The sequence below is a fragment of the Bradyrhizobium sp. UFLA05-153 genome (assembly GCF_054185185.1).
The window spans coordinates 59570-82178 of record NZ_JBBIAM010000028.1; the positions used below are offsets into that span (position 1 = coordinate 59570).

Here is a 22609-nt window from a genome sequence, read left to right on the forward strand (position 1 = left end):
ACCCCGAAAAATGCCCATCAACCGGCAATTTGGGCCGGTTTTGGCCGTGCCTGCCAGCCACGGGCGAGATGCACCAGAAGCGAGGCCGCAACACTCGATCCGCCGATCCAGCCGAGGTCGTTGGGCGAGAGGGCTGCCAGCACCGCGCCGCCCAGTGCCCCGCCGATGGCGAAGCCGAGATACATCGCGGAGGCGTTGAGCGAGAGCGCGATCATCGAGGCCTGGGGCTCGATCCGGATGATGCTGGCGATTTGGGCCGGATAGAACGCCCAGCCCGAAATGCCCCAGAGGAAGATCGCGCCCAGCACAGCGTAATGGGCCTGGTGGGGCATCAGCTTCAGGACCAGTGAATGCAGGATCAGCGCGCTGGCCATGCCGGCAAGGCCGAGGGCCGCGGTCGCCAGCGTCCCGAGCCGGTCCGCCAAAATGCCGCCGAGCATGTTCCCGATCGCGGCGGCGCCGCCAAACACCAGCAGTGCAAGGCTGATCTGTGAAGCATCGAAGCCGAGGCCGCGCAGCGGGACCGCGAAATAGGTGAACACGGTGAAGCCGCCGAGCGCCCATAAAATCGTAATCAGAAGCGCGATCAGGACATTGCTGTGACGTGCCACCGCCAGCCGCTCGCTGAGCGAGGCTGTGTTGCGCGGCAGGCCGCGGGGCAGGCCGAGCAGAAGGCCCGCGAGCGCAACGGTGCCGATCAGGGCGACCATGGCGAAGGTCGCGCGCCAGCCGAGCAGGCTGCCGACGAGATTGCCGACGGGAACGCCAATAACGGTCGCGACCGTGAGGCCCGAGGTGACGAGTGCCACCGCACGGCCGCGCCGTTCGGGTGAAGCGACCGCCACGGACACCGCGAGCGCCGTCGGCATGCACAGCCCGGAGCCCAGCGCCATCAGCATACGCGAGGCCAGCAGCAGGGCGTAGTTGGATGCCACCATCGCCGCGAGGTTTCCGGCGACGAAGGTGGACAGTGCCAGGGCCAGCACGGTGCGGCGGTCGATATTGTTCAGCGTTACCGCCAGGATCGGCGAGCCCACGGCGTAGGTGAGGGCATAAGCAGTGACCAATTGGCCGGCGGCCGAGACGGAGATCGAGAGGTCAGTGGCGATCGCGGGCAAAAGCCCTGCAATAACAAATCCTTCCGTGCCGATCGCGAAGGCCGCCAGGGCCAGCCAGAACACGCTCATTGCACAACATCCCTATGTTCAACGTTTATTGAACTATTGAATGCGAAGTTTGGAGGAGTCAATTGGTTCAAGAACTATTGAACATTGCGGGCGCTTCGCTATGATTCTCAGATCATGAGCCGCACACCTCTCCATCCCACCCGCGAGCAGATCGAACTGCCGATGGTCCTGGATTGCCTGAGCGATCCGATCCGATTGGCGATCGTGTACCAGCTCGCCCAGCAGGAACGTGTCAGCAGCGAACTGTGCTGCGGCGACTTCAGCGGGCTCGCCGGCAAATCCAACCTCGCCTATCACTTCGCCAAGCTGCGCGAATGCGGCCTGATGCTGACGCGCGTGGCGGGCACCAACCGGTTCATGCGGCTGCGCCGCGAGGATCTGGACGCGCGTTTTCCGGGCCTTCTCGATGCCGTGATCAACTCGGCCGCCAAGGATGCCGATCGGCTTCAGCTGCTGTCTGAATGCGATGTGGTTGACGTGGAGTGAGGATGAGATGAGTGCGCGTCGCTATGGCGCCGATCTAGCGTGGCTGCGCCACGTGTAGCCACGCAGGGGCGAAGCGTGGAGACCCGGCCTGGATTTGAACCAGGATAAAGAGCGATGCACCGCCCTCGCGTTGACGCTTCCGCCACCGGGCCGACTGGATCATTACCGATCGCAGTCGGGCAGGCTACCTCCACTCCCCGTTAACCCTAACCGCGCGCAAAGGGCGGGCGCGCGATGAAGGTCATGCGCCAGCGGTTGTGGCCGATATTGGTGTGCGCGCGCTGCACCGAAAACCCCGCCGCCGCGAGCTTGGCGGTGATCTCCTCCTCGCTGTAGCGCTGGAGTCCGATGCGCGAGCGCAGGTGGCGGTAGTCGGACAGTGCGGTCGAGACCAGTCCGACCAGCGCATCCCTGAGAAAGCCGTGACGTGCGCCAAAACTGAGCAGGGCCAGCACGTCCCTGAACATCCCGACCTCGGGCTGGAGGATATCGCCGAGCACGAGCTTGCCTGAAGGTTTCAGGAGCCGGCGGATCACTATGAGCGCGGAGTCCAGTTCCGCAGGCGTCATGTATTGGACGACCGAGTTCATCACCACGAGGTCGATGGACTGCTCGGCCATCTTCCGCACGTCTTCAAGCGAGCGGACGCGGATCTTGGTGTTCGGTGCGAAGCGCGCGATCAGCCGGCCGCGCACGCCGGGCGCGGGCTCCGCCAGGATCAGCTTGTCGCAGGCATTCGCCACCTCGCCCGCCGACAGCGCCTCGCCGCAGGCATAGTCCAGTACCGTCGCGCCGGGCGAGGAGATGTAGCCGATGATGTCCCGCGCGATGATCTGGAAGTGCAAATCGCGATGCAGCTTGCTGACATAGATCGTGTGCGTGGAGTCGTAATAGTCGATCCAATCGTCCATGGTCTTCGAAGGTCCCGGCAAGTCGGTTCCGGCCCAGGAACCGCGGCTGCTCGCCTGCGTTAGGGGTGCGACGGCACGCCGTCAATGTCCGCGTCCTAACAGGAAGGTCTCCCGTGAGCAAAAAGCCAGATAACCACAAGATCTCATCCGATCTCGACACCCCGACCGATTTGGCATCCGGCTCGGTCGACAAGGTTTCGGAAGCGCTCAACGTGTTGCTTGCCGATGCCTTTGCGCTGTACCTGAAGACCAAGAATTTCCACTGGCACATCAGCGGCCGCCATTTTCGCGACTACCACCTGCTGCTGGACGAGCAGTCGGAAGCGATCTTCGCCACTACCGACCAACTCGCCGAGCGCGTCCGTAAAATCGGCGGCGCCACGCTGAAGTCGATCGGCCAGATCGCCAGGCTCAAGACCATCAAGGACAATGACGAGGATTACGTCCCGCCGCGCGAGATGCTGCACGAGCTGATGCAGGACAACAAGCACGTCGCAGCCGCCATGCGCAAAGCCCATGAGGTGTGCGACGAAGCCGGCGATGTCGCCAGTGCGAGCCTGCTCGAAGTCTTCATCGACGAGACCGAGCGCCGCACCTGGTTTCTGTTCGAGGCCAGCCGCCAGGAAGGCAGCAACGCGGCGTAAGGTACTCCGCCGCAACAAAGGTGCGTCCACGCCGTGCCCACCACCTTTCCGTGATCACGGTGGAAAATGGTGGGCACGCCTCGACAAGGCTCCAGGTCTATTGGCCGAGGGCCATCCAGCTTCGATAGAGCATGTAGATCGCGACGGCGAAGATCAGCGCGGCGAAGACGTTGTTGAGCGCGCCTCGCTTGCCGGCGAGGTGTTTGGCCAGCCGCGCGCCGAGCAGGCCGCCAACGGCACCCCCCGCAAGGAAAACGATCGCGAGCCTCCAGTCGACCAGGCCGGCGATAGCGTAGTTGGCCGCGGTGGTGAGCCCAAAGGCCGTGACCGAGACGAGCGAGGAGGCGATGGCGTTGAGGATCGGCATCCCGGTCGCCAGCATCAGGGCGGGCACGATCAGGAAGCCGCCGCCGATTCCGAAGAAGCCCGACAGGGCGCCGGTCGCAAGACCGAGGCCCAGGAGCGCCGGGAAATTGTTGCGACCGAGCCTCACGGCAAAATCGCCGTCGCCTGCGCGTTTGCGCAGCATCAGCGCGCCGACGATGAGCATCAACAGCGCGAAGATCAGCAGCAGTTTCTGGCCGTCGAGCATCTTGCCGAGTGTCGAGCCGCCGAGCGCACCCACAATGCCCGCCACAGCAAAGACACTCGCGCACGGCCATTTCACATTGCCCGCTTTGGCATGGTTCGCCAGATTGATCCCCGCATTTGCCGCCACCGCGATCGCGCTCGTTCCGATCGCGAGATGGGGGTTAGCGACTCCGACGAGATAGACCATCAGCGGGACGGCCAGGATAGATCCGCCGCCACCGACAAGCCCAAGTGAGAAGCCGACGAGTGAGCCGGAGAGCGAACCGAGCGTCATTCGCGCTATCGAGAGCGCAACCATAATTTCATTGCTCCAGGAGATCCCCACGCATCAGTGCGGGAGGCACGCTGCCGCTATTCTTGCGGGCTACAGCACGTTGAGCGGCACCTTGAGGAAGCGCTTTCCGCTCGGATCCGGCGAGGGAAGCCGGCCGGCCTTCATGTTGACCTGCAGTGACGGGATGATGAGCCTCGGCATCTCCAGCGTCCGGTCGCGCGCCTCGCGCGCGGCCACGAACTCCTCCTCCGAGATGCCGTCGCGGACATGGATGTTGTGGGCACGCTGCTCGGCGACCGTGGTTTCCCAACGGATATCGCGGCCGTTCGGACCGTAATCATGACACATGAAGAGGCGGGTCTGATCTGGCAGCGACAGGATCCGCCGGATCGAGCGGTAAAGGCTGCGAGCGTCGCCGCCCGGAAAATCCGCGCGCGCCGAGCCGCCATCGGGCATGAACAGCGTGTCGCCGACGAAGGCGGCATCGCCAATGACATGCGTCACGCAGGCCGGCGTATGGCCGGGCGTGTGCAGGGCAACCGCCGTCATCGCGCCGATGCGGTAGCTGTCGCCATCCCCAAACAGCCGGTCGAACTGACTGCCATCGCGCTGGAATTCGGTACCTTCGTTGAACACCTTGCCGAAGGTCTCCTGCACCACGGTGATGTTTTCACCGATGCCGATCTTGCCTCCGAGCTTGCCCTGGATATAGGGCGCGGCCGAGAGGTGATCGGCATGAACGTGGGTCTCGATCAGCCACTCGAGCGTGAGGCCGTTCTGCAAGACGAAGTCGATGATCGCATCGGCAGAGTGATAGGAGATACGCCCGGCGGCGTAGTCGATGTCCATGACGGAATCGATGATGGCGCAGGCTTTGGAGCCGGGATCCTGCACCACATAGCTGACGGTATTGGTCGCCGCATCAAAGAACGGGGTGATCACCGGCTTGACCGGGAGATCGACCACGAGGGGAAGATCTGACATTGGGAACTCCGTTACTCGTAGGATGGCGTCGCTAGCGTCGGTTGCCGCTCCGCGAGCGCGCGGGCAGCGGCCATGCCGATCATCATCGCGATCACGAACAGGACCGAAGCCAAAGTACCGTAGCCAAGCGCAACGAAGGCAGGGCCCGGACAGAAGCCGGCGAGACCCCAGCCGACGCCGAAAATCGCCGGCCCGACAATGACGCGCGGATCGAGATCGTTCCTGACCGGCAGATGAAAGGTGTCGCCGAGCAGCGGCCGTTGCCGCTTCAGTACCAGGCGGAAGCCGATGAAAGCGGTGGCGACGGCACCCAGCATCACGAACATCAGGCTCGGGTCCCATGATCCCGCGCGAATGGCGGCGAGATCGAGGAAATTGAGGACCTTTGCGGGATTCGACATGCCGGAGATCAAGAGCCCGACTCCGAATATCAGGCCGATGGCAAATTGAATCAGGACGGACATGGCAGACCTCACGCGAGATGCCGGACGACGAAGGTCGTCACGAAGCCGGTGGTCATGAAGACGAGGGTGGCGACAATCGAGCGGGTCGACAGGCGCGATATGCCGCAGACGCCGTGCCCGGAGGTGCAGCCACTGCCCCACACCGAGCCGAAGCCAACCAGCAGGCCAGCCACGGCCAGCAGCACGCCGCCGGTCTCGATCGCTTGCGGTGGAAACTCGCCGGTGACGAGGCGCGCAAGCGCGGGCGCGGCGATAAGCCCGGCGATGAAGGCGAAGCGGCCCGCGGTTGCGTCATCGCCGAAGGGCGGCAGCAGGCGCGCGGCGATGCCGCTGATGCCGGCGATCCGGCCGCTGACGGCCATCAGCATCACCGCGGAAAGCCCGATCAGGACCCCGCCCGCAAGCGAGGCCAGCGGTGTGAACGTAGTCGGCATGGGGTGCTCCTCAGAACATTTAGTTGATTATTATATTCGAATATTCTAAATTATCAAGCATGAAGAATCAAAGCAGACGCAAGGTTCCCGAAACCGCAGCCGTGGCCCTCGAAGAGAAGGCCGAGGAGGCCTCGCGCCTGCTGACCGCGATGGCGAACGCCAAGCGATTGATGGTGCTCTGCAACCTTCTCGACGGGGAGCGGTCGGTGGGCGATCTCGCCGACCTTGTCGGGCTGTCCTCGGCCGCGTTGTCGCAGCATCTCGGCAAGATGCGCGCGCTGGATCTGGTCACGACCCGGCGGGACGGACAGACGATTTATTACCGGCTCGCCAGCCCCGAGGTTCGCGAAGTGCTGCAGACGCTCTATCGGCTGTACTGCGCCTGAGCATGGTACTGCGACGGCGCTAGGGACGTCGCCACAGCCGTACCAGCGGCCCCTGCTTGCCCATCACCGGATCGCTCGGCGGCAGCTCGACCCTCGGAATCGTCTTCAGCGCCTTGGCGTGGTTCTCCGGCGTTGGGCGCGTGACTTCCATCTTCGATCCGGGCGGATAGGCACCGATCACGCAGAAATCGTCGCTTGCGCTGATGCATTGATGCCCGGTGCCAGCGGGGAGAATCGCGACGTCGCCGGCCTTGATGTCGAGCTGCTGGCCGTGATCGCCACCGAAGCGCACGCGGGCGTGGCCGCGCGCGACGCCGAGCACCTCATGCACGGTCGAATGATAATGGAGATAATCGTAGACGCCGTTGCGCCACGTGCCGCCCCAGCCGTTCTCCGCGAACAGGCCTTCGATGGTTTCTTCGGGACGCTTCGGATCGAGCTTGACCGTGCCCTGATAGACCAGGAACGGCAGGATGTTGTTCGGCACGAGGCCGTCGTCTTCGAAGACGATGGCGAGCGGCTCGGCCTTGTCGTGGACGACGGACATGGCAGGCTCCTGTGCGAAGGCTGGCAGGGATCAACAAGGCACGTCAGTCGACGTTCCCTGTCATTTCCGGGGCGACGCGCAGCGTCGCGCCCGGAATCGATCGTACCGCAGAGTTCGTTGCTCAATGGATTCCGGGCTCGCGCCTCGCGCGCCCGGGAATGACAAAAATGCCCGGGGCGAGCCCGGGCATGACGTCGTGGCAGCGATTGCGCAAAAGCTTACGCCCGCTTCCTCTCGCGCATCAGATCGGCAAAGCGCTGGAACAGATAGTGCGAGTCGCGCGGGCCAGGTGAAGCTTCGGGGTGATACTGCACCGAGAACACTGGCTTGCCGTCGAGCTGGATGCCGCAATTGGAGCCGTCGAACAGCGACACGTGCGTCTGCGTCGCGCCCTTCGGCAGTGTCCTCTCGTCCACGGCAAAGCCGTGGTTCATCGAGGTGATCTCGACCTTGCCCGTGGTCTCGTCCTTCACGGGGTGATTGGCGCCGTGATGGCCCTGATGCATCTTCTTGGTCTTGGCGCCGACGGCCAGGCCGAGCATCTGGTGGCCGAGGCAGATGCCGAACGTCGGTGTGCCCGACTTGATCACTTCCTTGATCACCGGCACGGCATATTTGCCGGTCGCGGCCGGATCGCCCGGGCCGTTCGACAGGAACACGCCATCCGGCTTCATCGCCAGGATGTCATCGGCCGATGTCGTCGCCGGCACCACCGTCACCTTGCAGCCGACGCCGGCGAGCAGGCGCAGGATGTTGCGCTTGATGCCGTAGTCGATGGCGACGACGTTGAACGCCGGATTATCCTGGCGGCTGAAACCTTTATTCCATTCCCAGGGCGTCTCGTCCCAGGTGAAGCGCTGGCCAGAGGTGACCATCGGCACGAGGTCCATGCCCTCGAGGCCGGGCCATTCGCGTGCTTCTTCCTTCAGGCCGTGCAGGTCGAACTCGCCGTTCTTCGCGTGAGCGATCACGGCGTTCGGCATGCCCTTGGTGCGGATCAGCGCGGTCAGCGCGCGCGTGTCGATGCCGGACAGACCAATGATGCCGCGCGCCTTCAGCCACTGGTCGAGATGGCGGGTGGCGCGGTAGTTCGAGGGATCGGTGATGGCGGTGCGCAGGATCACGCCGCGCGCGCCGGGCGTCGCGGCCATGTTCACCGTCTCGATGTCTTCCTCGTTGGTCCCGACATTGCCGATATGCGGGAAGGTGAAGGTGATGAGCTGCCCGGCATAGGACGGATCGGTCAGGATCTCCTCGTAGCCGGTCATCGCGGTGTTGAAGCAGACCTCGCCGACGGCGTGTCCTTCGGCGCCAAGGCCAAAGCCTTCGAGCACCGTGCCATCGGCAAGCACGAGGAGCGCGGTCGGTTTATGGTCCGGCCAGGCGGGATCGTTTTCGGATTGTGTCATGAGCGCGCTACATAGTCCGGCGCAGCGCTGCCGTCAAAGCGGAGAAGCGCGGATTCACATGCGTTTTTGCATATTTGACAGGCCTCTCCGGGCACTTAAGCTGGAATCGACAATTTCCCGCAAATTCGGGGGCTTGCGAGGCAATAATGAACCAGACCACCCCGCTTCTACTGGTTCCTGGATTGGCGTCCTCGCCCCGCATCTACGCCCCCGTCATTCCCGCGCTATGGCGGTTCGGCCCAGTGATGGTTGCCAACCATATCCGTGACGACAGTATGGCGGCGATCGCCCGGGGTATCCTCAGCCAGGCGCCGCCGCGCTTTGCGCTCGCCGGCCATTCCATGGGCGGCTACGTCGCCTTCGAGATCATGCGGCAGGCGCCGGAGCGGGTGGCAAAGCTCGCGCTGATCAATACGCAGGCGCGACCCGATACGCCGGAGGCGACCGCGCGCCGCCGTGCGCACATGGCGCGCGCCGAGCACGGCGAGCTTCGCGCCGTGCGCGAGGAGATGTTTCCGGAGCTGGTGCATCCATCGCGGCGTCATGATGTGAACCTGCTGCGGCTCGTGCATGCGCAGGATGAGGATGTCGGCGTCGAAGGCTATCTCCGGCAGCAGACCGCGATCATCGCGCGGGCGGATTCCCGTCCCACGCTGGCGACGATCAAATGCCCGACGCTGGTGCTGACGGGCGACGCCGACAACACCATCCCGAACGCGCTCTCGAAGGAGATGGCCGAGGGTATCGCCGGCGCCAGGCTCGTGATCCTCAGCGAGTGCGGGCACCTGCCTCAGCCGGAGCAGCCTGAGGCGACTGCCGCGGCGCTGTCGGAATGGCTGCGGAACTGAGTTGTGTACGGCCTGCGAACGGCCTAGATCAGGCTCAATACATCGAAAGGATCAGGACCATGATGCGCGACGACATCAACGCTGCGGTGAAAGAGGCCATGAAGGCCAAGGACGAGCGCAAGCTCGGCACGCTGCGCATGGTCAATTCGACCATCAAGAATGCCGACATCGAGGCGCGCGGCAACGGCAAGCCGCCGCTGAGCGATGCCGAGCTGCTCGGCGTGCTCCAGAAGATGATCAAGCAGCGCCAGGAGGCGGTCGAGCTCTACGAGAAGGGCGGCCGCGCCGAGCTCGCCGCGCAGGAGCGCGAGGAGATCGCCGTGATCTCGGCCTATCTGCCCAAGCAGATGTCCGACGACGATGTGAAGAAGGCGATTTCCGATGCGATTGCCGAGACCGGCGCCGCCGGCATGAAGGACATGGGCAAGGTGATTGCGGCGTTGAAGGCGAAGTACACCGGGCAGATGGATTTCGCGAAGGCCAGTGGTTTGGTGAAGGCAGCGTTGACGGGCTAGCCGTTCTTACCCTCTCCCCTTGCGGGAGAGGGTGGCTCGCCGCATAGCGGCGAGACGGGTGAGGGGTCTCTCTCCGAGAATGAAACTGTCGCAGTGAATGCGCGGATAGAGACCCCTCATCCGGCGCTTCGCGCCACCTTCTCCCGCAAGGGGAGAAGGTGCACCTTTGATGTGGCAGCCGTTCGGTCTAGTCTCCGGCTACACAAGTCGGAAGGCAACTGATGACCAGCGCGATCAAGCCGTTTCGCATCAACATCCCCGATGACATCCTCGCCGACCTCAAATCGCGCCTTGCGCGCACGCGCTGGCCGGAGCCGGAGCTGGTCGACGACTGGAGCCAGGGTGCGCCGCTGACGTGGATCAAGGAGATCTGCGGCTACTGGGCCAACGAATATGACTGGCGGGCGCGCGAAGCAAAGCTCAATCGCTTCGATCAGTTCACCACCGAGATCGACGGGCTCGATATCCACTTCATCCATGCGCGCTCGAACGAGCCTGCTGCGCTGCCGCTGATCATCACTCATGGCTGGCCCGGCTCGATCGTCGAATTTCAGAAGGTGATCGCGCCGCTGGTTGATCCCGCTGCGTATGGTGGCAATGCCGCCGATGCCTTTCATGTCATCTGTCCCTCGCTGCCGGGCTTCGGCTTCTCGGCGAAACCCAAGACAACCGGCTGGGGCGTCGACCGCATCGCCGCGACCTGGGCCAAGCTGATGGATCGCCTCGGCTATAGCAGTTACGGCGCGCAGGGCGGCGATTGGGGCTCGGCGGTGACGACCTCGCTCGGCGCGCAGGACTTTGAGCATTGCGCCGGCATTCACATCACGCTTGCCTTCAATTCGGCGCCGAAGGTCGAGGGCGAGCCGACGGCTGAAGAGAAGCGGGCGCTCGCTCGCCTGAAGCACTATGTCGATCTCGACTCCGGCTACTCGAAGCAGCAATCGACGCGGCCGCAGACGCTCGGCTATGGCCTCACGGATTCGCCGAGCGGGCAGGCGGCCTGGATCCTGGAAAAGTTCTGGGCCTGGACCGATTGCAACGGCCATCCCGAAAACATCTTCACCCGGGACGAGCTGCTCGACAACGTCATGCTCTATTGGGCGACGCAGACGGCGACCTCCTCGGCGCGGCTCTATTGGGAAAGCTTCGGCAAGCGCCGCACGACGCCGGTCGTCAAGGTGCCGACCGGCGTTGCGGTGTTCCCCAAGGAGATCATCACGCCGGTGCGGCACTGGATGGAGCCCAATTTTCACAACATCACGCATTGGAGCGAGATGGAGAAGGGTGGCCACTTTGCCGCCTTCGAGCAGCCGGAGCTGTTCGTGCGCGACGTGCGAAAATTCTTCGCGACGGTGCGGGCGCGGGGATAAACTCTTTCAATTCGACGCAGTCAGATGATGCAAAAGACGTCTCATGCAGCGGGTCTTCACCGCGCCTCACTCGAGAAGCTGCACGATCTGGATGCGGCGCTGGAGCTCATGTATTACGGCTGGCGCGGAATGACGCTCCTGGCCGACGAGTATCTTGCGAAGCAGGGCTTGTCGCGTCCGCACCATCGTATTCTCTACGTGGTGGCTCGCCGGCCCGATATCGCGATCGGGTCGCTGATCGAGACACTCGGCATTTCCAAGCAGGCCCTGAACCGGCCGCTCAACCTGTTGCTGGAGCGCAAGCTCCTGACCTCGAAGCGCTCGCCCGAGCAGCACCGCTCCAAACTGTTGCGCCTGACGCAAGCGGGACATCGCATTGAGCAAAGGGCGTCGGACCATGAGCGCAAGGTCATGCGCGACGCGTTCGATCGCGTCGGGGCGCCTGGCGCTGCCGCATGGATGGCCGTCATGGAGACGATCGCCGACAACAACTGACGGCGTCACGTCAATATAGTTGACATGAGAAGCGAGCTTTGCCACTTTCCCGGCAACGAGCCGGGGGAGGGCTGCGCCATGAGTGCACAGAAGATGGATCGCGCTGCCGCCGAACGCTTCGTAGCGGCATGGTGCGCGAGCTGGCGCAGGGTCGATATCGACACGGTCGTCGCGCATTTCGCCGACGATGCGCAGATGCGTAGTCCCCTGGCGCTCACTCTGACCGGGTCTCCCACCGTCACGGCACCGAGAACATCCGCACCTACTGGCGGAAAGCCTACGGCCACATCGAAAGCGCCGACCTGAAGATCCTGAATTGGAGCTGGGACGACACGATCGCGCGCCTGACTGTGTGGTGGCAATTGGGCGATACGCGCGCCAGCGAGTTCATGGACTTCGATGATGCCGGTCGTGTTGTGCGTAGCGAGGCCTTCTACGGGAAATAGCCATGCGTCTTTCAGATTTCGTCCTGCTGCTCAACGCGCTCTGGTTCGGCGGTGCCTTCATCCAGTTCAGCATCGCCCAGCGCAATACGCTGAAGATATTGCTGCCGCGGGAAGAGCGCAGCAATCCGATCGCGCCGACCTTGGCCGCAAGCGTAGCGTTCCTGGGCGGGATGAATCTGCCGATCGGAATTCTTTCGCTCTATCTTCTGGCCGTTCGGCCACCTTTCTTCCAGCCGATCGAAGCGCAGCTGGTCTTGTTCCTGTTCTTCGCTGCCTGCCACTTCAGCCAGTTCGCCTATAATCTACCGGTCCTGATGCGCGGCGGGCGCGTCGGAGTGGCTTACTGGCCCGTGTTGAAGGGGCCGATGCTCCGGATCTTTGTCATCGACGCGGCCCTGTTTCTGGCCAATCTTGGTATGGCGCTCTTGCTCGCGTCGCATTCCTGACGAGGGAAGAGGGCGCGGCGCATTGCCCGAAAGGCAATTGCGGTATCTGCTGACCGCTCAACTCTCCCGTGCAAGCCCTGCGAGAGCGGACTATCATTGGCGCCAAGAGAACCGCTCGCGAGGAAGATCGCGCGAGGGGAATTCGCGGAGGAAGCCAATGTCCATTTCGGGCAAAGTCGATCCGGTCGTGCGCGCTGTGGCCGCGACCGACATCGCGGAGGCGCTGGCCGAAGGCCTGCGGGATTTCCAGGCGCTGCCGCTGTACGGGCTTTGCTTCGGCGTGCTCTATGCCGCCGGCGGCATCGCCATCATGCTCTGCCTCACCGCGTTCGGGCTGATCTATCTGGTCTATCCGCTCGCGGCGGGTTTTGCGCTGATCGGGCCTTTCGTCGCAATCGGCCTCTACGAAGTGAGTCGGCGCCGCGAAGCGGGCGAGCCCGTGTCCTTCGGCGCAATCTGGTCGACGATACGCTCGCGCAGCGAGATCGGCTGGATGGCGTTCGTCACGCTGTTCGTGTTCGTGGTCTGGATGTACCAGGTGCGATTGCTGATCGCGCTGCTGCTCGGCCTGCACGCGTCCTTCTCGAGCCTGCAGGAATTCATGACGGTGGTGCTCACCACCAATGAGGGCCTGTTGTTCCTCGCCATCGGCAATGCGGTCGGCGCCGCGCTGTCGCTGATCCTGTTCTCGCTGACCGTGGTGTCGTTTCCGTTGCTGCTCGACCGCGAGGTCGATTTCGTCACCGCGATGGTGACGAGCGTGCGCGCCGTCGTCACCAGCCCGTTGCCGATGATCGGCTGGGCCGCGGTCATCGTGATGCTGTTGGTCGTCTCGGCGCTGCCGTACTTTCTCGGGCTGATCGTGACGTTGCCGGTGCTCGGCCATGCGACCTGGCACCTGTATCGGCGCTTGGTGGTGCCGGTGCCGGCCTGAGCGCTGCCATTCCGCGGCGCGCGTCAGCGCGAACCCGGAATCTCGCGCCACAACTTCCGGATTCCGGGGTTCGCCCGCTTTGCGAGCGCCCCGGAATGACGTCGATCAGCCTACGGCGTCTTGATGCCCATCGCCTTCAACGCGTCCAGCATCCGTTGCGGCGGGCCCATCTTGACGACCAGCGGCTTGCCGGTCTCGAGCACGCTCTTGAGGCTGGACAGGATCGCAGGCCAACCCTGGCGCCCGCCCGACAGGATGTCGTCGCTGAGCGGCCGGTCGTGGCCTTCGCTCATGGTGAGGCGGACCGCCTCGCCGGCTGGCTCGATTTCGTAGGTCACGAGCGTCGGCCCGAGTTTCTCGATCAGCTCCGGCCAGTTGACGTTGAAGGTGATCGAGAGCTTTCTCGGCGGATCATATTCGAGCACCTCGCCCGAGATGTGCAGCGCGCCGTCCGGCGTGCGCACGATGAAGGCGCCGCCGAGCCGCGGCTCGACCGCGACCGCATTGCCGAAGAAATACATCCGGCTGAACTCGGCCGAGGTCAGCGCCTCCCACACCTTCTCGGGCGTGGAGGCGATGTAGATCGTGTAAACCGTCAGCGCCTTGAACTGATCGATGTTCATCACTCAAATCCTTCAATGCCCAGCGCGCCCGGCGGGATCGCTAACGCATGGATGAATCCAGGCCGAGGCATCACGCGGCGTCCTTTTTTGAATAACCTGGCGGCACGATCTCGATGGAGCGGCCAGTCTCGAGGAGGCTCTTCAGGTTCGACAGCACCATCGGCCAGCCGCCGGAGATGTCGCGCAGGGTCTTGCCGTCCTCGCCGAGCTCGTCATGCGTGACCGTCAGCTTGACGACCTTGCCGCGTGGTTCGAGATCGAAGGTGACGCGCGAGATCCCTTCGCCCGCGGCCTCGGGCTTGCGATTGTGCCAGCTATAGGCGAGCCGCCGTGTCGGATCGAAGGTGATGACCTCGCCCTCCACCGTCGGATTGCCGTTGTTGGTGAAGCGGTAGGGCGCGCCCTCCTTCCAGTCGGAGGCGATGCGATGACCGAACCAGTAGCGTTCGGTGAAATCGCCGTCGGTCAGTGCCTGCCACAGCGTCTCGGGCGAGGTCTCGATATAGGTCACGTAGACATAGCTCGGCTTAGACATCGCGCTTCTCCAGTTTACGTTTCAACTCGCTGAGCGCGGCAAGTTTCCCGCGCTCGAACTTCTTGATCCAGCGTTCACCGATCTGATGGATCGGCACGGGATTGAGGTAGTGCAGCTTCTCGCGGCCGTGCCTGAAGGTTGTGACCAGGTTGGCCTCTTCGAGAATGGCAAGGTGCTTGGTGACGGCCTGGCGCGTCATCTCCAGGCCCTCGCAGAGCTCGTTCAGCGTTTGCCCGTTCCTGGCGTGAAGCCTGTCCAAGAGCGACCGTCTCGAGGTGTCGGCCAGCGCTTTGAAGACCTCATCCATGCAGGTGATAATAGGCAACCAAATAGTTGCATGTCAAGTGTCATCATTCGGGGGCATCGCGCGGCGATGAACCCGCAAATCTCGAGATTCCGGATAACCTGCGCGGTTTCCGGAATGACCGCCTTGACCTCGAGATCATGTTTTCGGCACGGTCCCCGTGTTAGCGTCTTATCTCAGCCAACGGAGATTGGTTCCGGGAGGAAACATGTTTCGTCGTGTCCAACTTGCTGCCTGCCTCGTTCTTTTTGCTTGCAGCAGCGTCCATGCGCAGAGGCAGCAGGTGATCGGCGCGCCGCCCGAAGCCTCCAACATGAAGCTGGTCGGATATAACGACCTTCAGGCGCGCAGTGCCTATCAGCCGACCATTCATCATCAGGGCGATCGCTGGATCGCCTATATCGGCCATCACGGCGGCACCGAGGACGTTCCCAGTCCGGTCAATCCGCTGACGGGGCAAGCCGAGCCGAACGGCACCTCGATCGTCGATGTCACGGACCCCGCGCATCCCAAATATCTGCGCCACCTGCCGGGGCAGGAGGGTAAGTATGAATCCGGCGGCGCGCAGATGGTGCGGGTGTGCGACGGCAAGTCGTTGCCGAAGGGCGATGCCAACGCCGTCTATCTGCTCCGTACCTTCGGCAGCGAGGCGCATGAGATCTGGAACGTCGCCGATCCCGCCAATCCCGTGCTCATCACGCGCATTGGTGGCTTGAAGGACACGCACAAGAGCTGGTGGGAATGCGACACCGGCATTGCCTATCTCGTCTCGGGCGCGCCGGACTGGCGCACGCGCCGCATGACGCAGGTCTATGATCTCGGTGATCCCGCGCATCCGCAGAAGATCCGCGACTTCGGCTTGCCCGGCCAGGAGCCCGGCGCGACCGGCGCGGTGCCGACCGAATTGCACGGGCCGATTTCGACCGGGCCCACGGGCAACCGCATCTATTTCGGCTACGGCACCAACAAGGGCGGCATCTTGCAAATCGTCGATCGCGAGAAGCTGTTGAGTGGACCGAAGGAGCCGACGGCGGACAATCTGCGCTACCCCGAGATTTCGCGCCTGCCGATGTCGGCCTTCAATGGCGCGCATACGACGTTCCCGATGCTCGACATGCCTGTCGCCGAATTCGGCGAGGACAAGGACGGCAGAATGCGCGACATCGTGATGATCGTCGACGAGGCGATTTTGAACGAATGTGGTGAGGCGCGGCAGATGGTGTGGTTTGCCGACGTCACCACCGAGACGCGGCCTATGATGATCTCGAGCTACACGGTTCCGGAGGCGAGCGGGCAATTCTGCCAGCGCGGCGGTCGCTTCGGCTCGCATTCGTCCAATGAGAGCATGGCGCCGGTCTACTACAAGAAGATGGCCTTCATCGCCTTCTTCAATGCCGGCGTGCGTGCGCTCGATATCCGCGATCCCTATCACCCCAAGGAGGTCGGCTATTTCATCCCGGCGATCACTCAGGCAACCGACAAACGCTGCATCCCGGTCGAAGGCGGCGAGCGCTGCAAGGTCGCGATCCAGACCAACAATGTCGAGACCGATGACCGCGGCTATATCTATATCGTCGATCGCGCCAACACCGGCCTGCACATTCTGGAACTGACCGGACCCGCGCGCGCCGTCGCCGGCCTGCCGAAGAACTGACGATGCGGCGCGCCGCGACGATAGTGGCTGCGGCGATTGGGTTCGGCGCCTCCAGCGTCGGCGCGTATCAACTCGCGCCGGCGCCAGTGGAGACATCCGCTCATTGGCGCGAGATCGCCTGGCCGTTCCCGCGGGACGGCTGGCCCGCGGGCCGTGCGTTCCGCTGCGATGGGGCCTGCGCCGGCACTGAGCTCTACGTCCGCGCCAAGCTCGGCTTTTGCAATTGCGACCGCGGCGTTGCCGATGACGACGAGGTCGATCGCGTCGCCGACCTCGACCTGATCAGCCCGCGTTTTGTAGCGACAGCACCGGGCGAAGCGGTGCGTGTTGGCGAGTTGCATGGACGTGGCAGACACTACGGTCTCGACATGCTCGACGGCGCGCGCCATGCGGCGATTGGCATCGCGCTCTCGCGCCGTTGTGATCTCCTGGTTGCAGTTGCGCAGAATGCGGGCGAGGCGATGGCCGCTCGGAGCGCGGCGCTGGAGTTCCTGGAAACCCCGGAGATGAAACGATGGATGATCGCTGCGCTGGATGGAAGGTGAGGGAGGCACGATCGGGCCGCCCACACCGCCGTCATCACCCGCGAAAGCGGGTGATCAAGTATTCCAGAGGCTTCTGTGGGCTACGGAGGGGCCGCGGCGTACTGGATACCCCGCTTTCGCCATGACGCCGGTATTCAGGGCCCGAGCGGTCCGCATCATCACGACTTCCGTTCCCGCCTGCGCCATGCATTAATAACCCGCAACTCCATCAGCGAGTCTCCCCATGATGTCCTTGCAAGCCTATCTCGCCTTCGTCGCCGCCTGCATTGCGCTGGCGCTGTTACCTGGTCCGATCGTCACGCTCGTCATCGCCAATGGCCTCAGGCATGGAACCCGCGCGGCGCTGACCAACGTCGCGGGCGCGCAAGCAGGCCTTGCGATCGTGATCGGCGTCGTCGCGATCGGGCTGACCTCGCTGATGGCGACCATGGGTTATTGGTTCGACTGGGTGCGCTTTGCCGGCGCCGCCTATCTGATCTGGCTCGGCATCAAGCTGATCTGGGCGCCGGTCGAGGGCGTCAAGGTCGACGAGCCGCCGGCGCCGCCGCGCGGCGGCTTCTTCCTGCAAGGCTTTCTGGTGCTGCTGTCGAACCCGAAGGTGCTGGTGTTCTTCGGCGCCTTCATCCCGCAGTTCATGGATATGAACCGCGACCACTTCCCGCAGGTCGCGCTGCTGGGCGCGACCTTCATGGTGACGGCCGCGATGACCGACGCGCTCTACGCCACGGCTGCCGGCCGCGCCCGAAAATTCTTCTCGGCGCGCCGCACGCGGATGATGTCGCGCGTCTCCGGCGGCTTCATGATCGGCGGTGGCATCTGGCTGGCGCTGACCCGCGCCAAATAGCCTCCCGGTCGGGTTGAACCTTTCGTCAGCGTGGCGCGTCCAACCGGGCATTGCCGCTGACGAAGGAATTTGACCGTGCCCAAGCTGCCCTGGCTCGTCTATGCGATGCTGCTTGCGCCGTTCGGACTGATCCTGATCGCCGCCGTCGTGAAGACCTGGCAGGCCCGCGAGGCGCGGAGCTGGCCGCAGACGTCTGGCAAGGTCGTGACCTCGGCCGCCGAGGTGCGCGAGGTCCAGGTTTCCGACGACGAGCGTGAGGACGGCTATCGGCTCGAGAGCCGCAACTTCGCCAACGTCGTTTACGAATATTCCGTCGGCGGCCGGAAGCTGCGCAACAACCGCATCTCGATCGGCGAGGACCTCGGCAACTTTCAGGTCGCCGAGAAGCTCGCGAAATATCCCGCCGGCAGCGTCGTCTCCGTCTACTACAATCCGCGCCATCCCGATCAGGCCGTGCTGGAGCGCGATCTGCCCGAGGGCCTGTGGGGCTGTCTCGGCATCGGCTCGGCCATCGTGCTTGCGATCGTGTTTGGCTCGGCCTTCGGCCTGAACCAGAGCTACGCCTATCTCGCGCATCACATCGGCCGGCCCGATCTTGCCGGTTTGGTCGTCGCCTTCGGTGCATTCGGCGCGGTGATCGCGCTGATGGCGCTGGCCGTGCAGCGGCAGGCCTCGGCGGCGCGGCACTGGCCAGTCGTGTCAGGCACGATCAAGCTGTCGGAGATGGAGAAATATCGCGAGGCGAGCGAGCCCGGCAGCGCGCCCGGCGTCGAGATGTTCGGCAGGCGCGTGTCCTATACCTACAGCTACCAGAACGTCAGCTACACCAACGAGTGCGCCCGCGTTGCCAGCGAGAAGCCGTCAAGCTCCAACAAGATGCTGCTGCGCCTGTTGTCGCGCTATCAGGACGGCGCCACCGTCGAGGTCCATGTCAATCCCGCCAATCCGGCCGAGGCGACCCTCGATCCGCGAGGTGGCGGCGGCATGGCCTTGGTGCTGTGGGGCATCGCCGCGATCTTCGCCGCACTTGCGCTGTTCGTCGCAACGCGCGGTGGCTAGCCGACCACCAACCTCTCCGCCCGCAACTCCGTTTCGATCTCGCCAAAAATTCTTGCCAGCCGTTCCGCCCATTGCCGCTGGCCGGATTGGTCCGTGATCAGATCCTGGCGGATCTCGATGCCGGTGTTCAGGAGGCCGCGGGCTTCGCCGTGGACGGGGATGGTGTAGTCGGTGAGGTCGCTCACCGCATAGGGCTCGTTGTCGCCGACGACGAGATCGCTTTCGCCGCGCAGATGCTTCAGCAGGAGGTGCGGCAGCACGGTATCGCGGTGATAGAGCGTGCCGATGTGCCAGGGCCGCGCGACGCCGGCATAGACCGGCGTGAAGCTGTGCAGCGCGACCAGCACGGTCGGGCGCCTGGCATGAACGCGCGCGTCGATCACCGCATTGATGCGGCCGTGATATGGATCGAAAATCTCGCGGCGCCGCGCGTCGCGCTCGCTTGCGGAAATCCCCTCATTGCGCGGGATCACCGTGGCCTCCGAGATCACGGGGATCGAGCTCGCTACGCCCGGCGGGCGGTTGCAGTCGATCACGAGCCGCGAATAGCGCTGCGCGATCAGGTGCGCATCCAGCATCGCAGCCAGCCGCTCGGCGACGCCGGCAATCCCGATGTCCCAGGCGATGTGCCGCGTCAGCTCGCTTTCGGCGACGCCGAGATCGCCGAGCGCGTCCGGCAGCGCCCGCCCGTAATGATCGCACGTGAGCAGAAAGGGCGCGCCTCCCGCCGCATTCGTCTCATGCACCGGCGGAATGTCGCCTTTGCCGAGAAGCTGATTCGTCGTGCCGGCCGCCCCTAAGTCCATCCTGATTGCCTATGGAAAATGCACTCTGCTCTTAAAATTGAGCAGCCAACGCTATAGATTAGCCGATCCAAAATCACCATGATTGCCTGACGATGCCGCTGCTCACGATTCATCACAAGACCGAATATCGCTACAATCGCCCGGTGGCGTTTGGCGAGCATCGCATCATGCTGCGTCCGCGCGATAGCCATGATCTGCGCGTGCTCGACAGCCGGCTTCATATTTCGCCCCAGCCGATGTCGCTGCACTGGATCCACGACGTGTTCGGCAATTCGGTCGCGATCGCGAATTTCGACGAGCGCGCAGACCGGCTGACGTTCGACTGGCACGTCACTGTCGAGCACAATCCGGTTGAGGAATTCGCGCTGACGCCGGACGATCCGGCCTATTTCTATCCCTTCGTCTATGACGACGAGGAATTCCCCGACCTCGTCCAGTACATCACGCCGCAATATGCCGATGCCGACGGCGAGGTGTCGGAATGGGCGCGCAGCTTCCTCGACGAGGAGGCGCCGACGCCAACGTTCAAGATCCTGAGCGGTATAACGCACGGCATCCGCAAGGCTTTCAAATATCGCAAGCGTCACGAGCAGGGCACGCAGCATCCGCTCGACACGCTGCAAAGGGGGACCGGCACCTGCCGCGATTATGCGCTGTTCATGATCGAGGCACTGCGCCGGCTCGGCATCGCCGCGCGATTCGTCTCCGGCTACATCTTCGTGCCGGAGGATCTCGAGACGCGCCATGTTGGCGGCGGCTCGACGCACGCCTGGGTGCAGGTGTACCTGCCGAGCGCGGGCTGGATCGAGTTCGATCCGACCAACGGCATTGTCGGCACGCGCGACCTGATCCGCGTCGCGGTGGCCCGCGATCCGCGCCAGGCGATCCCGCTGCATGGCGTCTATCTCGGCTCGGCCGAGGCGTTCGAGGCCATGGAGGTGAACATCAAGGTGGTCTCGGACGACCAAGACAGCGACGAAGAGCTGGAGACAGAGGTATTGTAGATGGACATCAAGGTCGGCTTCGAGATCGCTTACGCTGCGCCACAGCCGACGCCGATGGTGATCATGCTCAACATCCACCCCTCGCGCCAGGCCGACATCATCGGCAGGGAGACGGTGATCGCCGAGCCGGACGTACCGATCCGTTTCTATTATGACAGCTTTGGCAATGTCTGCGGCCGTCTGGTCGCGCCCACGGGCGGCGTCACGCTGAAAGGCAGCGCGCTGGTGCGCGATACCGGCCTGCCGGATGAGGTGATGCCGACTGCGCAGCAATTGCCGATCGAGCAGCTGCCGAACGAGCTTCTGCTCTACCTGATGCCGAGCCGCTATTGCGAGACCGACAAGCTCACCGACATCGCCTGGTCGCTGTTCGGCAAGAGTGAACCTGGTTGGAAGCGCATCTGCGCGATCACCGAGTTCGTGCATAAGCACGTCACCTTCGGCTATGCGCACGCGCATCACATGAAGTCGGCACACGACGTCTATGAAAGCCGTTCCGGCGTCTGCCGCGACTTTGCGCATCTCGCGGTCGCCTTCTGCCGCTGCATGGGCATTCCGGCGCGCTACTGCACCGGCTACATGGGCGACATCGGCATTCCGCCCGAACCGTTCCCGATGGATTTTTCCGGCTGGTTTCAGGTCTACCTCTCCGGCAAATGGCTCACCTTCGATGCCCGCCACAATGTCCCGCGCATCGGCCGCATCCTCATGGCCACGGGGCGCGATGCCGCCGACGTGGCGCTGTCGACGAGCTTTGGCCGGATGGAGTTGAAGAAGTTCGAGGTCGTCAGCGATGAAGTGGTGAAGGCGGCGTGAGCTGTTGTTCCGTACAATTGACGGCTATGGACACGCCATGACCACCGATCGTCTTTTCGTCTATGGCACATTGATGCGCGGCTTCGACCATCCGATGGCGCGGCTCTTGGCGGCGCATGCGGATTTCCTTGGAGAAGCGACCTGCCGTGGCCGGCTCGTTCTCGTGAAGCACTATCCGGGGCTGCTGCTGTCGGACACGGCGTCCGATCTCGTACATGGCGAGCTGTTCCGCCTGCGCGCGCCTGACGAGCTCTTGCGCGAGCTCGACATGTACGAGGCCTGCGGCGAAGGTTTTCCCGAGCCCACTGAATACCTGCGCGCGCTGATCGACGTCACGCTTGCGGACGGCACCAGCGAGCAGGCTTGGACCTACGTCTACAACTGGCCGGTCACGGACCTGCCGCGCATCGCGTCCGGTCGTTTCCTCGAAAACTAAGCAGCCAGCACCTCGCGCACCACGCGCACGTCGACCTCGCGCTCGACGTAGGACCACTCCTCGGTCGTGCGCAGCATCGCGACCAGCTCCTCGAACAGCGAGGCGTGCGCCGGCGCATATTCGAACCAGGTCAGGAAGTCGAAGGGCTCGCCGAGATCACGGCAGTGATAGAGCTGCCGCGCGATCGCCGGCAGGAAGCGCAGGCTGCTCGCGATATGGTGCGACTTGTCCTCGAAGATCTTGCGCCGCTCGTCGGCCGTGAGGTCCCACCAGGCCGCCGATTTGCGGATCGGGATCAACGCCGCGCAAGTCGCCTCGGGACGGCCGAGCCCGGCCTGCATGGCGACGAGCTGCTCTTTCTCGGCCCGCTCGGTGTAGCGCAAATGGCTGGCGACGCCGACCAGCCGCCACGCATTGCGCGACGGCACCAGCGGCAGCGCGACGGCCTCGCTGTCGTTCACCGACAGCGCCGGCATGAATGGCAGGGGATCGCCCTTGACAGGCGCAATCGATGTGACGCGCCAGCCCCCGCTCTGGCCACCGCGAAACGTCCTGAACATGGCGCTATGGAAGCGTGGAAGCCGGCGCGGTTCAAGAGCGCCGCCCTTCGGG

Annotated in this window: 30 protein-coding genes; 17 read left to right on the forward strand and 13 right to left on the reverse strand. The window is 63.9% G+C overall.

Features of this window, described 5'->3' with window-relative positions; all coding sequences use genetic code 11:
• Positions 1-17 precede the first annotated feature (17 nt).
• Positions 18-1187 (reverse strand): MFS transporter, encoded by a 1170-nt coding sequence (locus Q2941_RS18700; RefSeq protein WP_458193387.1) that lies wholly within the window; start codon positions 1185-1187, stop codon positions 18-20.
• A 114-nt stretch (positions 1188-1301) separates the two neighbouring features.
• Between Q2941_RS18700 and Q2941_RS18705 the strand changes: the two genes are divergently transcribed.
• Positions 1302-1673 (forward strand): ArsR/SmtB family transcription factor, encoded by a 372-nt coding sequence (locus tag Q2941_RS18705; RefSeq protein ID WP_458193408.1) that lies wholly within the window; start codon positions 1302-1304, stop codon positions 1671-1673.
• Between the two features lie 206 nt (positions 1674-1879).
• Here the strand turns inward: Q2941_RS18705 and Q2941_RS18710 are convergent, their stop codons facing one another.
• Positions 1880-2584: a class I SAM-dependent methyltransferase gene (locus Q2941_RS18710; protein ID WP_458193388.1), complete on the reverse strand. Its 705-nt coding sequence runs from the start codon at positions 2582-2584 to the stop codon at positions 1880-1882.
• A 113-nt stretch (positions 2585-2697) separates the two neighbouring features.
• On the opposite strand from Q2941_RS18710, the gene Q2941_RS18715 reads away from it, so the two are divergent.
• Positions 2698-3228: a Dps family protein gene (locus Q2941_RS18715; RefSeq protein ID WP_458193389.1), complete on the forward strand. Its 531-nt coding sequence runs from the start codon at positions 2698-2700 to the stop codon at positions 3226-3228.
• A gap of 97 nt (positions 3229-3325) precedes the next feature.
• On the opposite strand, the gene Q2941_RS18720 is transcribed toward Q2941_RS18715, so the two are convergent.
• The 4 genes from Q2941_RS18720 to Q2941_RS18735 all read right to left on the reverse strand — a co-directional run bounded on the left by Q2941_RS18720 (position 3326) and on the right by Q2941_RS18735 (position 5975).
• Entirely contained in the window at positions 3326-4093 is a 768-nt protein-coding gene (locus tag Q2941_RS18720) for a sulfite exporter TauE/SafE family protein (RefSeq protein ID WP_458193390.1), read from the reverse strand.
• A gap of 90 nt (positions 4094-4183) precedes the next feature.
• Entirely contained in the window at positions 4184-5077 is an 894-nt protein-coding gene (locus Q2941_RS18725; protein WP_458193391.1) for an MBL fold metallo-hydrolase, read from the reverse strand.
• A gap of 11 nt (positions 5078-5088) precedes the next feature.
• Entirely contained in the window at positions 5089-5541 is a 453-nt protein-coding gene (locus Q2941_RS18730; protein WP_458193392.1) for a DUF6691 family protein, read from the reverse strand.
• 8 nt (positions 5542-5549) lie between these two features.
• On the reverse strand, positions 5550-5975 hold the full coding sequence (locus Q2941_RS18735; protein ID WP_458193394.1) for a YeeE/YedE family protein: 426 nt from the start codon (positions 5973-5975) through the stop codon (positions 5550-5552).
• Between the two features lie 59 nt (positions 5976-6034).
• Here Q2941_RS18735 and Q2941_RS18740 point away from each other — a divergent pair, with 59 nt between their 5' ends.
• Complete coding sequence (locus Q2941_RS18740) at positions 6035-6361, forward strand: ArsR/SmtB family transcription factor (protein ID WP_027525228.1); 327 nt, start codon at positions 6035-6037, stop codon at positions 6359-6361.
• 19 nt (positions 6362-6380) lie between these two features.
• Here Q2941_RS18740 and Q2941_RS18745 read toward each other — a convergent pair whose 3' ends face one another.
• Both Q2941_RS18745 and carA read right to left on the reverse strand, forming a co-directional pair.
• Positions 6381-6908, reverse strand: a complete 528-nt coding sequence (locus Q2941_RS18745; protein WP_254110419.1) for a cupin domain-containing protein — start codon at positions 6906-6908, stop codon at positions 6381-6383.
• A gap of 218 nt (positions 6909-7126) precedes the next feature.
• Positions 7127-8317, reverse strand: coding sequence for a glutamine-hydrolyzing carbamoyl-phosphate synthase small subunit (carA, locus tag Q2941_RS18750; protein ID WP_027525230.1), 1191 nt, complete (start codon positions 8315-8317; stop codon positions 7127-7129).
• 146 nt (positions 8318-8463) lie between these two features.
• Here carA and Q2941_RS18755 point away from each other — a divergent pair, with 146 nt between their 5' ends.
• The 7 genes from Q2941_RS18755 (at position 8464) to Q2941_RS18785 (ending at position 13371) form a co-directional block, all read left to right on the forward strand.
• Positions 8464-9165: an alpha/beta fold hydrolase gene (locus Q2941_RS18755; RefSeq protein WP_027525231.1), complete on the forward strand. Its 702-nt coding sequence runs from the start codon at positions 8464-8466 to the stop codon at positions 9163-9165.
• 59 nt (positions 9166-9224) lie between these two features.
• Positions 9225-9680, forward strand: coding sequence for a GatB/YqeY domain-containing protein (locus tag Q2941_RS18760; protein ID WP_027525232.1), 456 nt, complete (start codon positions 9225-9227; stop codon positions 9678-9680).
• Positions 9681-9901: 221 nt separating this feature from the next.
• The gene (locus Q2941_RS18765) at positions 9902-11050 is read left to right on the forward strand and encodes an epoxide hydrolase family protein (protein WP_458193395.1); all 1149 of its coding nucleotides are present in this window, start codon (positions 9902-9904) and stop codon (positions 11048-11050) included.
• Between the two features lie 27 nt (positions 11051-11077).
• Positions 11078-11545, forward strand: coding sequence for a MarR family winged helix-turn-helix transcriptional regulator (locus Q2941_RS18770; protein ID WP_458193396.1), 468 nt, complete (start codon positions 11078-11080; stop codon positions 11543-11545).
• Between the two features lie 78 nt (positions 11546-11623).
• Positions 11624-11851, forward strand: a complete 228-nt coding sequence (locus Q2941_RS18775; protein ID WP_458193397.1) for a Cif family virulence factor — start codon at positions 11624-11626, stop codon at positions 11849-11851.
• A 142-nt stretch (positions 11852-11993) separates the two neighbouring features.
• Complete coding sequence (locus tag Q2941_RS18780) at positions 11994-12437, forward strand: hypothetical protein (RefSeq protein ID WP_027525236.1); 444 nt, start codon at positions 11994-11996, stop codon at positions 12435-12437.
• Between the two features lie 157 nt (positions 12438-12594).
• Positions 12595-13371, forward strand: coding sequence for a DUF2189 domain-containing protein (locus tag Q2941_RS18785; protein ID WP_027525237.1), 777 nt, complete (start codon positions 12595-12597; stop codon positions 13369-13371).
• A gap of 110 nt (positions 13372-13481) precedes the next feature.
• Here the strand turns inward: Q2941_RS18785 and Q2941_RS18790 are convergent, their stop codons facing one another.
• The 3 genes from Q2941_RS18790 to Q2941_RS18800 form a co-directional block, all read right to left on the reverse strand.
• Complete coding sequence (locus Q2941_RS18790; RefSeq protein ID WP_458193398.1) at positions 13482-13994, reverse strand: SRPBCC family protein; 513 nt, start codon at positions 13992-13994, stop codon at positions 13482-13484.
• A 70-nt stretch (positions 13995-14064) separates the two neighbouring features.
• Positions 14065-14529: an SRPBCC family protein gene (locus Q2941_RS18795; RefSeq protein ID WP_458193399.1), complete on the reverse strand. Its 465-nt coding sequence runs from the start codon at positions 14527-14529 to the stop codon at positions 14065-14067.
• On the reverse strand, positions 14522-14836 hold the full coding sequence (locus Q2941_RS18800) for an ArsR/SmtB family transcription factor (RefSeq protein ID WP_458193409.1): 315 nt from the start codon (positions 14834-14836) through the stop codon (positions 14522-14524). Before Q2941_RS18800 ends, Q2941_RS18795 begins: the two co-directional genes overlap by 8 nt.
• Positions 14837-15041: 205 nt before the next feature.
• On the opposite strand from Q2941_RS18800, the gene Q2941_RS18805 reads away from it, so the two are divergent.
• The 4 genes from Q2941_RS18805 (at position 15042) to Q2941_RS18820 (ending at position 18935) form a co-directional block, all read left to right on the forward strand.
• Entirely contained in the window at positions 15042-16487 is a 1446-nt protein-coding gene (locus tag Q2941_RS18805) for an LVIVD repeat-containing protein (protein WP_027525240.1), read from the forward strand.
• Positions 16488-16489: 2 nt separating this feature from the next.
• Positions 16490-17032: a hypothetical protein gene (locus tag Q2941_RS18810; protein WP_458193400.1), complete on the forward strand. Its 543-nt coding sequence runs from the start codon at positions 16490-16492 to the stop codon at positions 17030-17032.
• 223 nt (positions 17033-17255) lie between these two features.
• Positions 17256-17876 carry a LysE family translocator gene (locus Q2941_RS18815; RefSeq protein WP_084801570.1) on the forward strand — a complete coding sequence of 207 codons (621 nt, stop codon included), beginning with the start codon at positions 17256-17258 and terminating at the stop codon, positions 17874-17876.
• A gap of 75 nt (positions 17877-17951) precedes the next feature.
• Positions 17952-18935: a DUF3592 domain-containing protein gene (locus Q2941_RS18820; protein ID WP_027525243.1), complete on the forward strand. Its 984-nt coding sequence runs from the start codon at positions 17952-17954 to the stop codon at positions 18933-18935.
• Here Q2941_RS18820 and Q2941_RS18825 read toward each other — a convergent pair.
• On the reverse strand, positions 18932-19741 hold the full coding sequence (locus Q2941_RS18825) for an N-formylglutamate amidohydrolase (protein WP_027525244.1): 810 nt from the start codon (positions 19739-19741) through the stop codon (positions 18932-18934). The two genes, Q2941_RS18820 and Q2941_RS18825, sit on opposite strands and share 4 nt — an antisense overlap.
• A gap of 92 nt (positions 19742-19833) precedes the next feature.
• On the opposite strand from Q2941_RS18825, the gene Q2941_RS18830 reads away from it, so the two are divergent.
• Genes Q2941_RS18830 through Q2941_RS18840 form a run of 3 tightly spaced genes read left to right on the forward strand, consistent with a single transcriptional unit; the run spans position 19834 to position 21997 of the window.
• A complete protein-coding gene (locus Q2941_RS18830) occupies positions 19834-20745 on the forward strand; it encodes a transglutaminase family protein (RefSeq protein WP_027525245.1) in 912 nt (303 codons plus the stop codon).
• Positions 20746-21561 carry a transglutaminase-like domain-containing protein gene (locus tag Q2941_RS18835; RefSeq protein WP_458193401.1) on the forward strand — a complete coding sequence of 272 codons (816 nt, stop codon included), beginning with the start codon at positions 20746-20748 and terminating at the stop codon, positions 21559-21561.
• 37 nt (positions 21562-21598) lie between these two features.
• Positions 21599-21997: a gamma-glutamylcyclotransferase family protein gene (locus tag Q2941_RS18840; protein WP_027525247.1), complete on the forward strand. Its 399-nt coding sequence runs from the start codon at positions 21599-21601 to the stop codon at positions 21995-21997.
• On the opposite strand, the gene Q2941_RS18845 is transcribed toward Q2941_RS18840, so the two are convergent.
• Positions 21994-22557, reverse strand: a complete 564-nt coding sequence (locus Q2941_RS18845; RefSeq protein WP_027525248.1) for a chlorite dismutase family protein — start codon at positions 22555-22557, stop codon at positions 21994-21996. The two genes, Q2941_RS18840 and Q2941_RS18845, sit on opposite strands and share 4 nt — an antisense overlap.
• Positions 22558-22609 lie beyond the last annotated feature (52 nt).

What these genes read in the sequence shown, in the direction of transcription:
- Q2941_RS18700 (WP_458193387.1), bottom strand. Translation starts at nt 1,187, where the DNA reads ATGAGCGTGTTCTGGCTGGCCCTGGCGGCCTTCGCGATCGGCACGGAA.
- Q2941_RS18705 (WP_458193408.1), top strand. Translation starts at nt 1,302, where the DNA reads ATGAGCCGCACACCTCTCCATCCCACCCGCGAGCAGATCGAACTGCCG.
- Q2941_RS18710 (WP_458193388.1), bottom strand. Translation starts at nt 2,584, where the DNA reads ATGGACGATTGGATCGACTATTACGACTCCACGCACACGATCTATGTC.
- Q2941_RS18720 (WP_458193390.1), bottom strand. Translation starts at nt 4,093, where the DNA reads ATGACGCTCGGTTCGCTCTCCGGCTCACTCGTCGGCTTCTCACTTGGG.
- Q2941_RS18725 (WP_458193391.1), bottom strand. Translation starts at nt 5,077, where the DNA reads ATGTCAGATCTTCCCCTCGTGGTCGATCTCCCGGTCAAGCCGGTGATC.
- Q2941_RS18730 (WP_458193392.1), bottom strand. Translation starts at nt 5,541, where the DNA reads ATGTCCGTCCTGATTCAATTTGCCATCGGCCTGATATTCGGAGTCGGG.
- Q2941_RS18735 (WP_458193394.1), bottom strand. Translation starts at nt 5,975, where the DNA reads ATGCCGACTACGTTCACACCGCTGGCCTCGCTTGCGGGCGGGGTCCTG.
- Q2941_RS18740 (WP_027525228.1), top strand. Translation starts at nt 6,035, where the DNA reads ATGAAGAATCAAAGCAGACGCAAGGTTCCCGAAACCGCAGCCGTGGCC.
- Q2941_RS18745 (WP_254110419.1), bottom strand. Translation starts at nt 6,908, where the DNA reads ATGTCCGTCGTCCACGACAAGGCCGAGCCGCTCGCCATCGTCTTCGAA.
- carA (WP_027525230.1), bottom strand. Translation starts at nt 8,317, where the DNA reads ATGACACAATCCGAAAACGATCCCGCCTGGCCGGACCATAAACCGACC.
- Q2941_RS18755 (WP_027525231.1), top strand. Translation starts at nt 8,464, where the DNA reads ATGAACCAGACCACCCCGCTTCTACTGGTTCCTGGATTGGCGTCCTCG.
- Q2941_RS18760 (WP_027525232.1), top strand. Translation starts at nt 9,225, where the DNA reads ATGATGCGCGACGACATCAACGCTGCGGTGAAAGAGGCCATGAAGGCC.
- Q2941_RS18765 (WP_458193395.1), top strand. Translation starts at nt 9,902, where the DNA reads ATGACCAGCGCGATCAAGCCGTTTCGCATCAACATCCCCGATGACATC.
- Q2941_RS18770 (WP_458193396.1), top strand. Translation starts at nt 11,078, where the DNA reads ATGCAAAAGACGTCTCATGCAGCGGGTCTTCACCGCGCCTCACTCGAG.
- Q2941_RS18775 (WP_458193397.1), top strand. Translation starts at nt 11,624, where the DNA reads ATGAGTGCACAGAAGATGGATCGCGCTGCCGCCGAACGCTTCGTAGCG.
- Q2941_RS18780 (WP_027525236.1), top strand. Translation starts at nt 11,994, where the DNA reads ATGCGTCTTTCAGATTTCGTCCTGCTGCTCAACGCGCTCTGGTTCGGC.
- Q2941_RS18785 (WP_027525237.1), top strand. Translation starts at nt 12,595, where the DNA reads ATGTCCATTTCGGGCAAAGTCGATCCGGTCGTGCGCGCTGTGGCCGCG.
- Q2941_RS18790 (WP_458193398.1), bottom strand. Translation starts at nt 13,994, where the DNA reads ATGAACATCGATCAGTTCAAGGCGCTGACGGTTTACACGATCTACATC.
- Q2941_RS18795 (WP_458193399.1), bottom strand. Translation starts at nt 14,529, where the DNA reads ATGTCTAAGCCGAGCTATGTCTACGTGACCTATATCGAGACCTCGCCC.
- Q2941_RS18800 (WP_458193409.1), bottom strand. Translation starts at nt 14,836, where the DNA reads ATGGATGAGGTCTTCAAAGCGCTGGCCGACACCTCGAGACGGTCGCTC.
- Q2941_RS18805 (WP_027525240.1), top strand. Translation starts at nt 15,042, where the DNA reads ATGTTTCGTCGTGTCCAACTTGCTGCCTGCCTCGTTCTTTTTGCTTGC.
- Q2941_RS18810 (WP_458193400.1), top strand. Translation starts at nt 16,490, where the DNA reads ATGCGGCGCGCCGCGACGATAGTGGCTGCGGCGATTGGGTTCGGCGCC.
- Q2941_RS18815 (WP_084801570.1), top strand. Translation starts at nt 17,256, where the DNA reads ATGATGTCCTTGCAAGCCTATCTCGCCTTCGTCGCCGCCTGCATTGCG.
- Q2941_RS18825 (WP_027525244.1), bottom strand. Translation starts at nt 19,741, where the DNA reads ATGGACTTAGGGGCGGCCGGCACGACGAATCAGCTTCTCGGCAAAGGC.
- Q2941_RS18830 (WP_027525245.1), top strand. Translation starts at nt 19,834, where the DNA reads ATGCCGCTGCTCACGATTCATCACAAGACCGAATATCGCTACAATCGC.
- Q2941_RS18835 (WP_458193401.1), top strand. Translation starts at nt 20,746, where the DNA reads ATGGACATCAAGGTCGGCTTCGAGATCGCTTACGCTGCGCCACAGCCG.
- Q2941_RS18840 (WP_027525247.1), top strand. Translation starts at nt 21,599, where the DNA reads ATGACCACCGATCGTCTTTTCGTCTATGGCACATTGATGCGCGGCTTC.
- Q2941_RS18845 (WP_027525248.1), bottom strand. Translation starts at nt 22,557, where the DNA reads ATGTTCAGGACGTTTCGCGGTGGCCAGAGCGGGGGCTGGCGCGTCACA.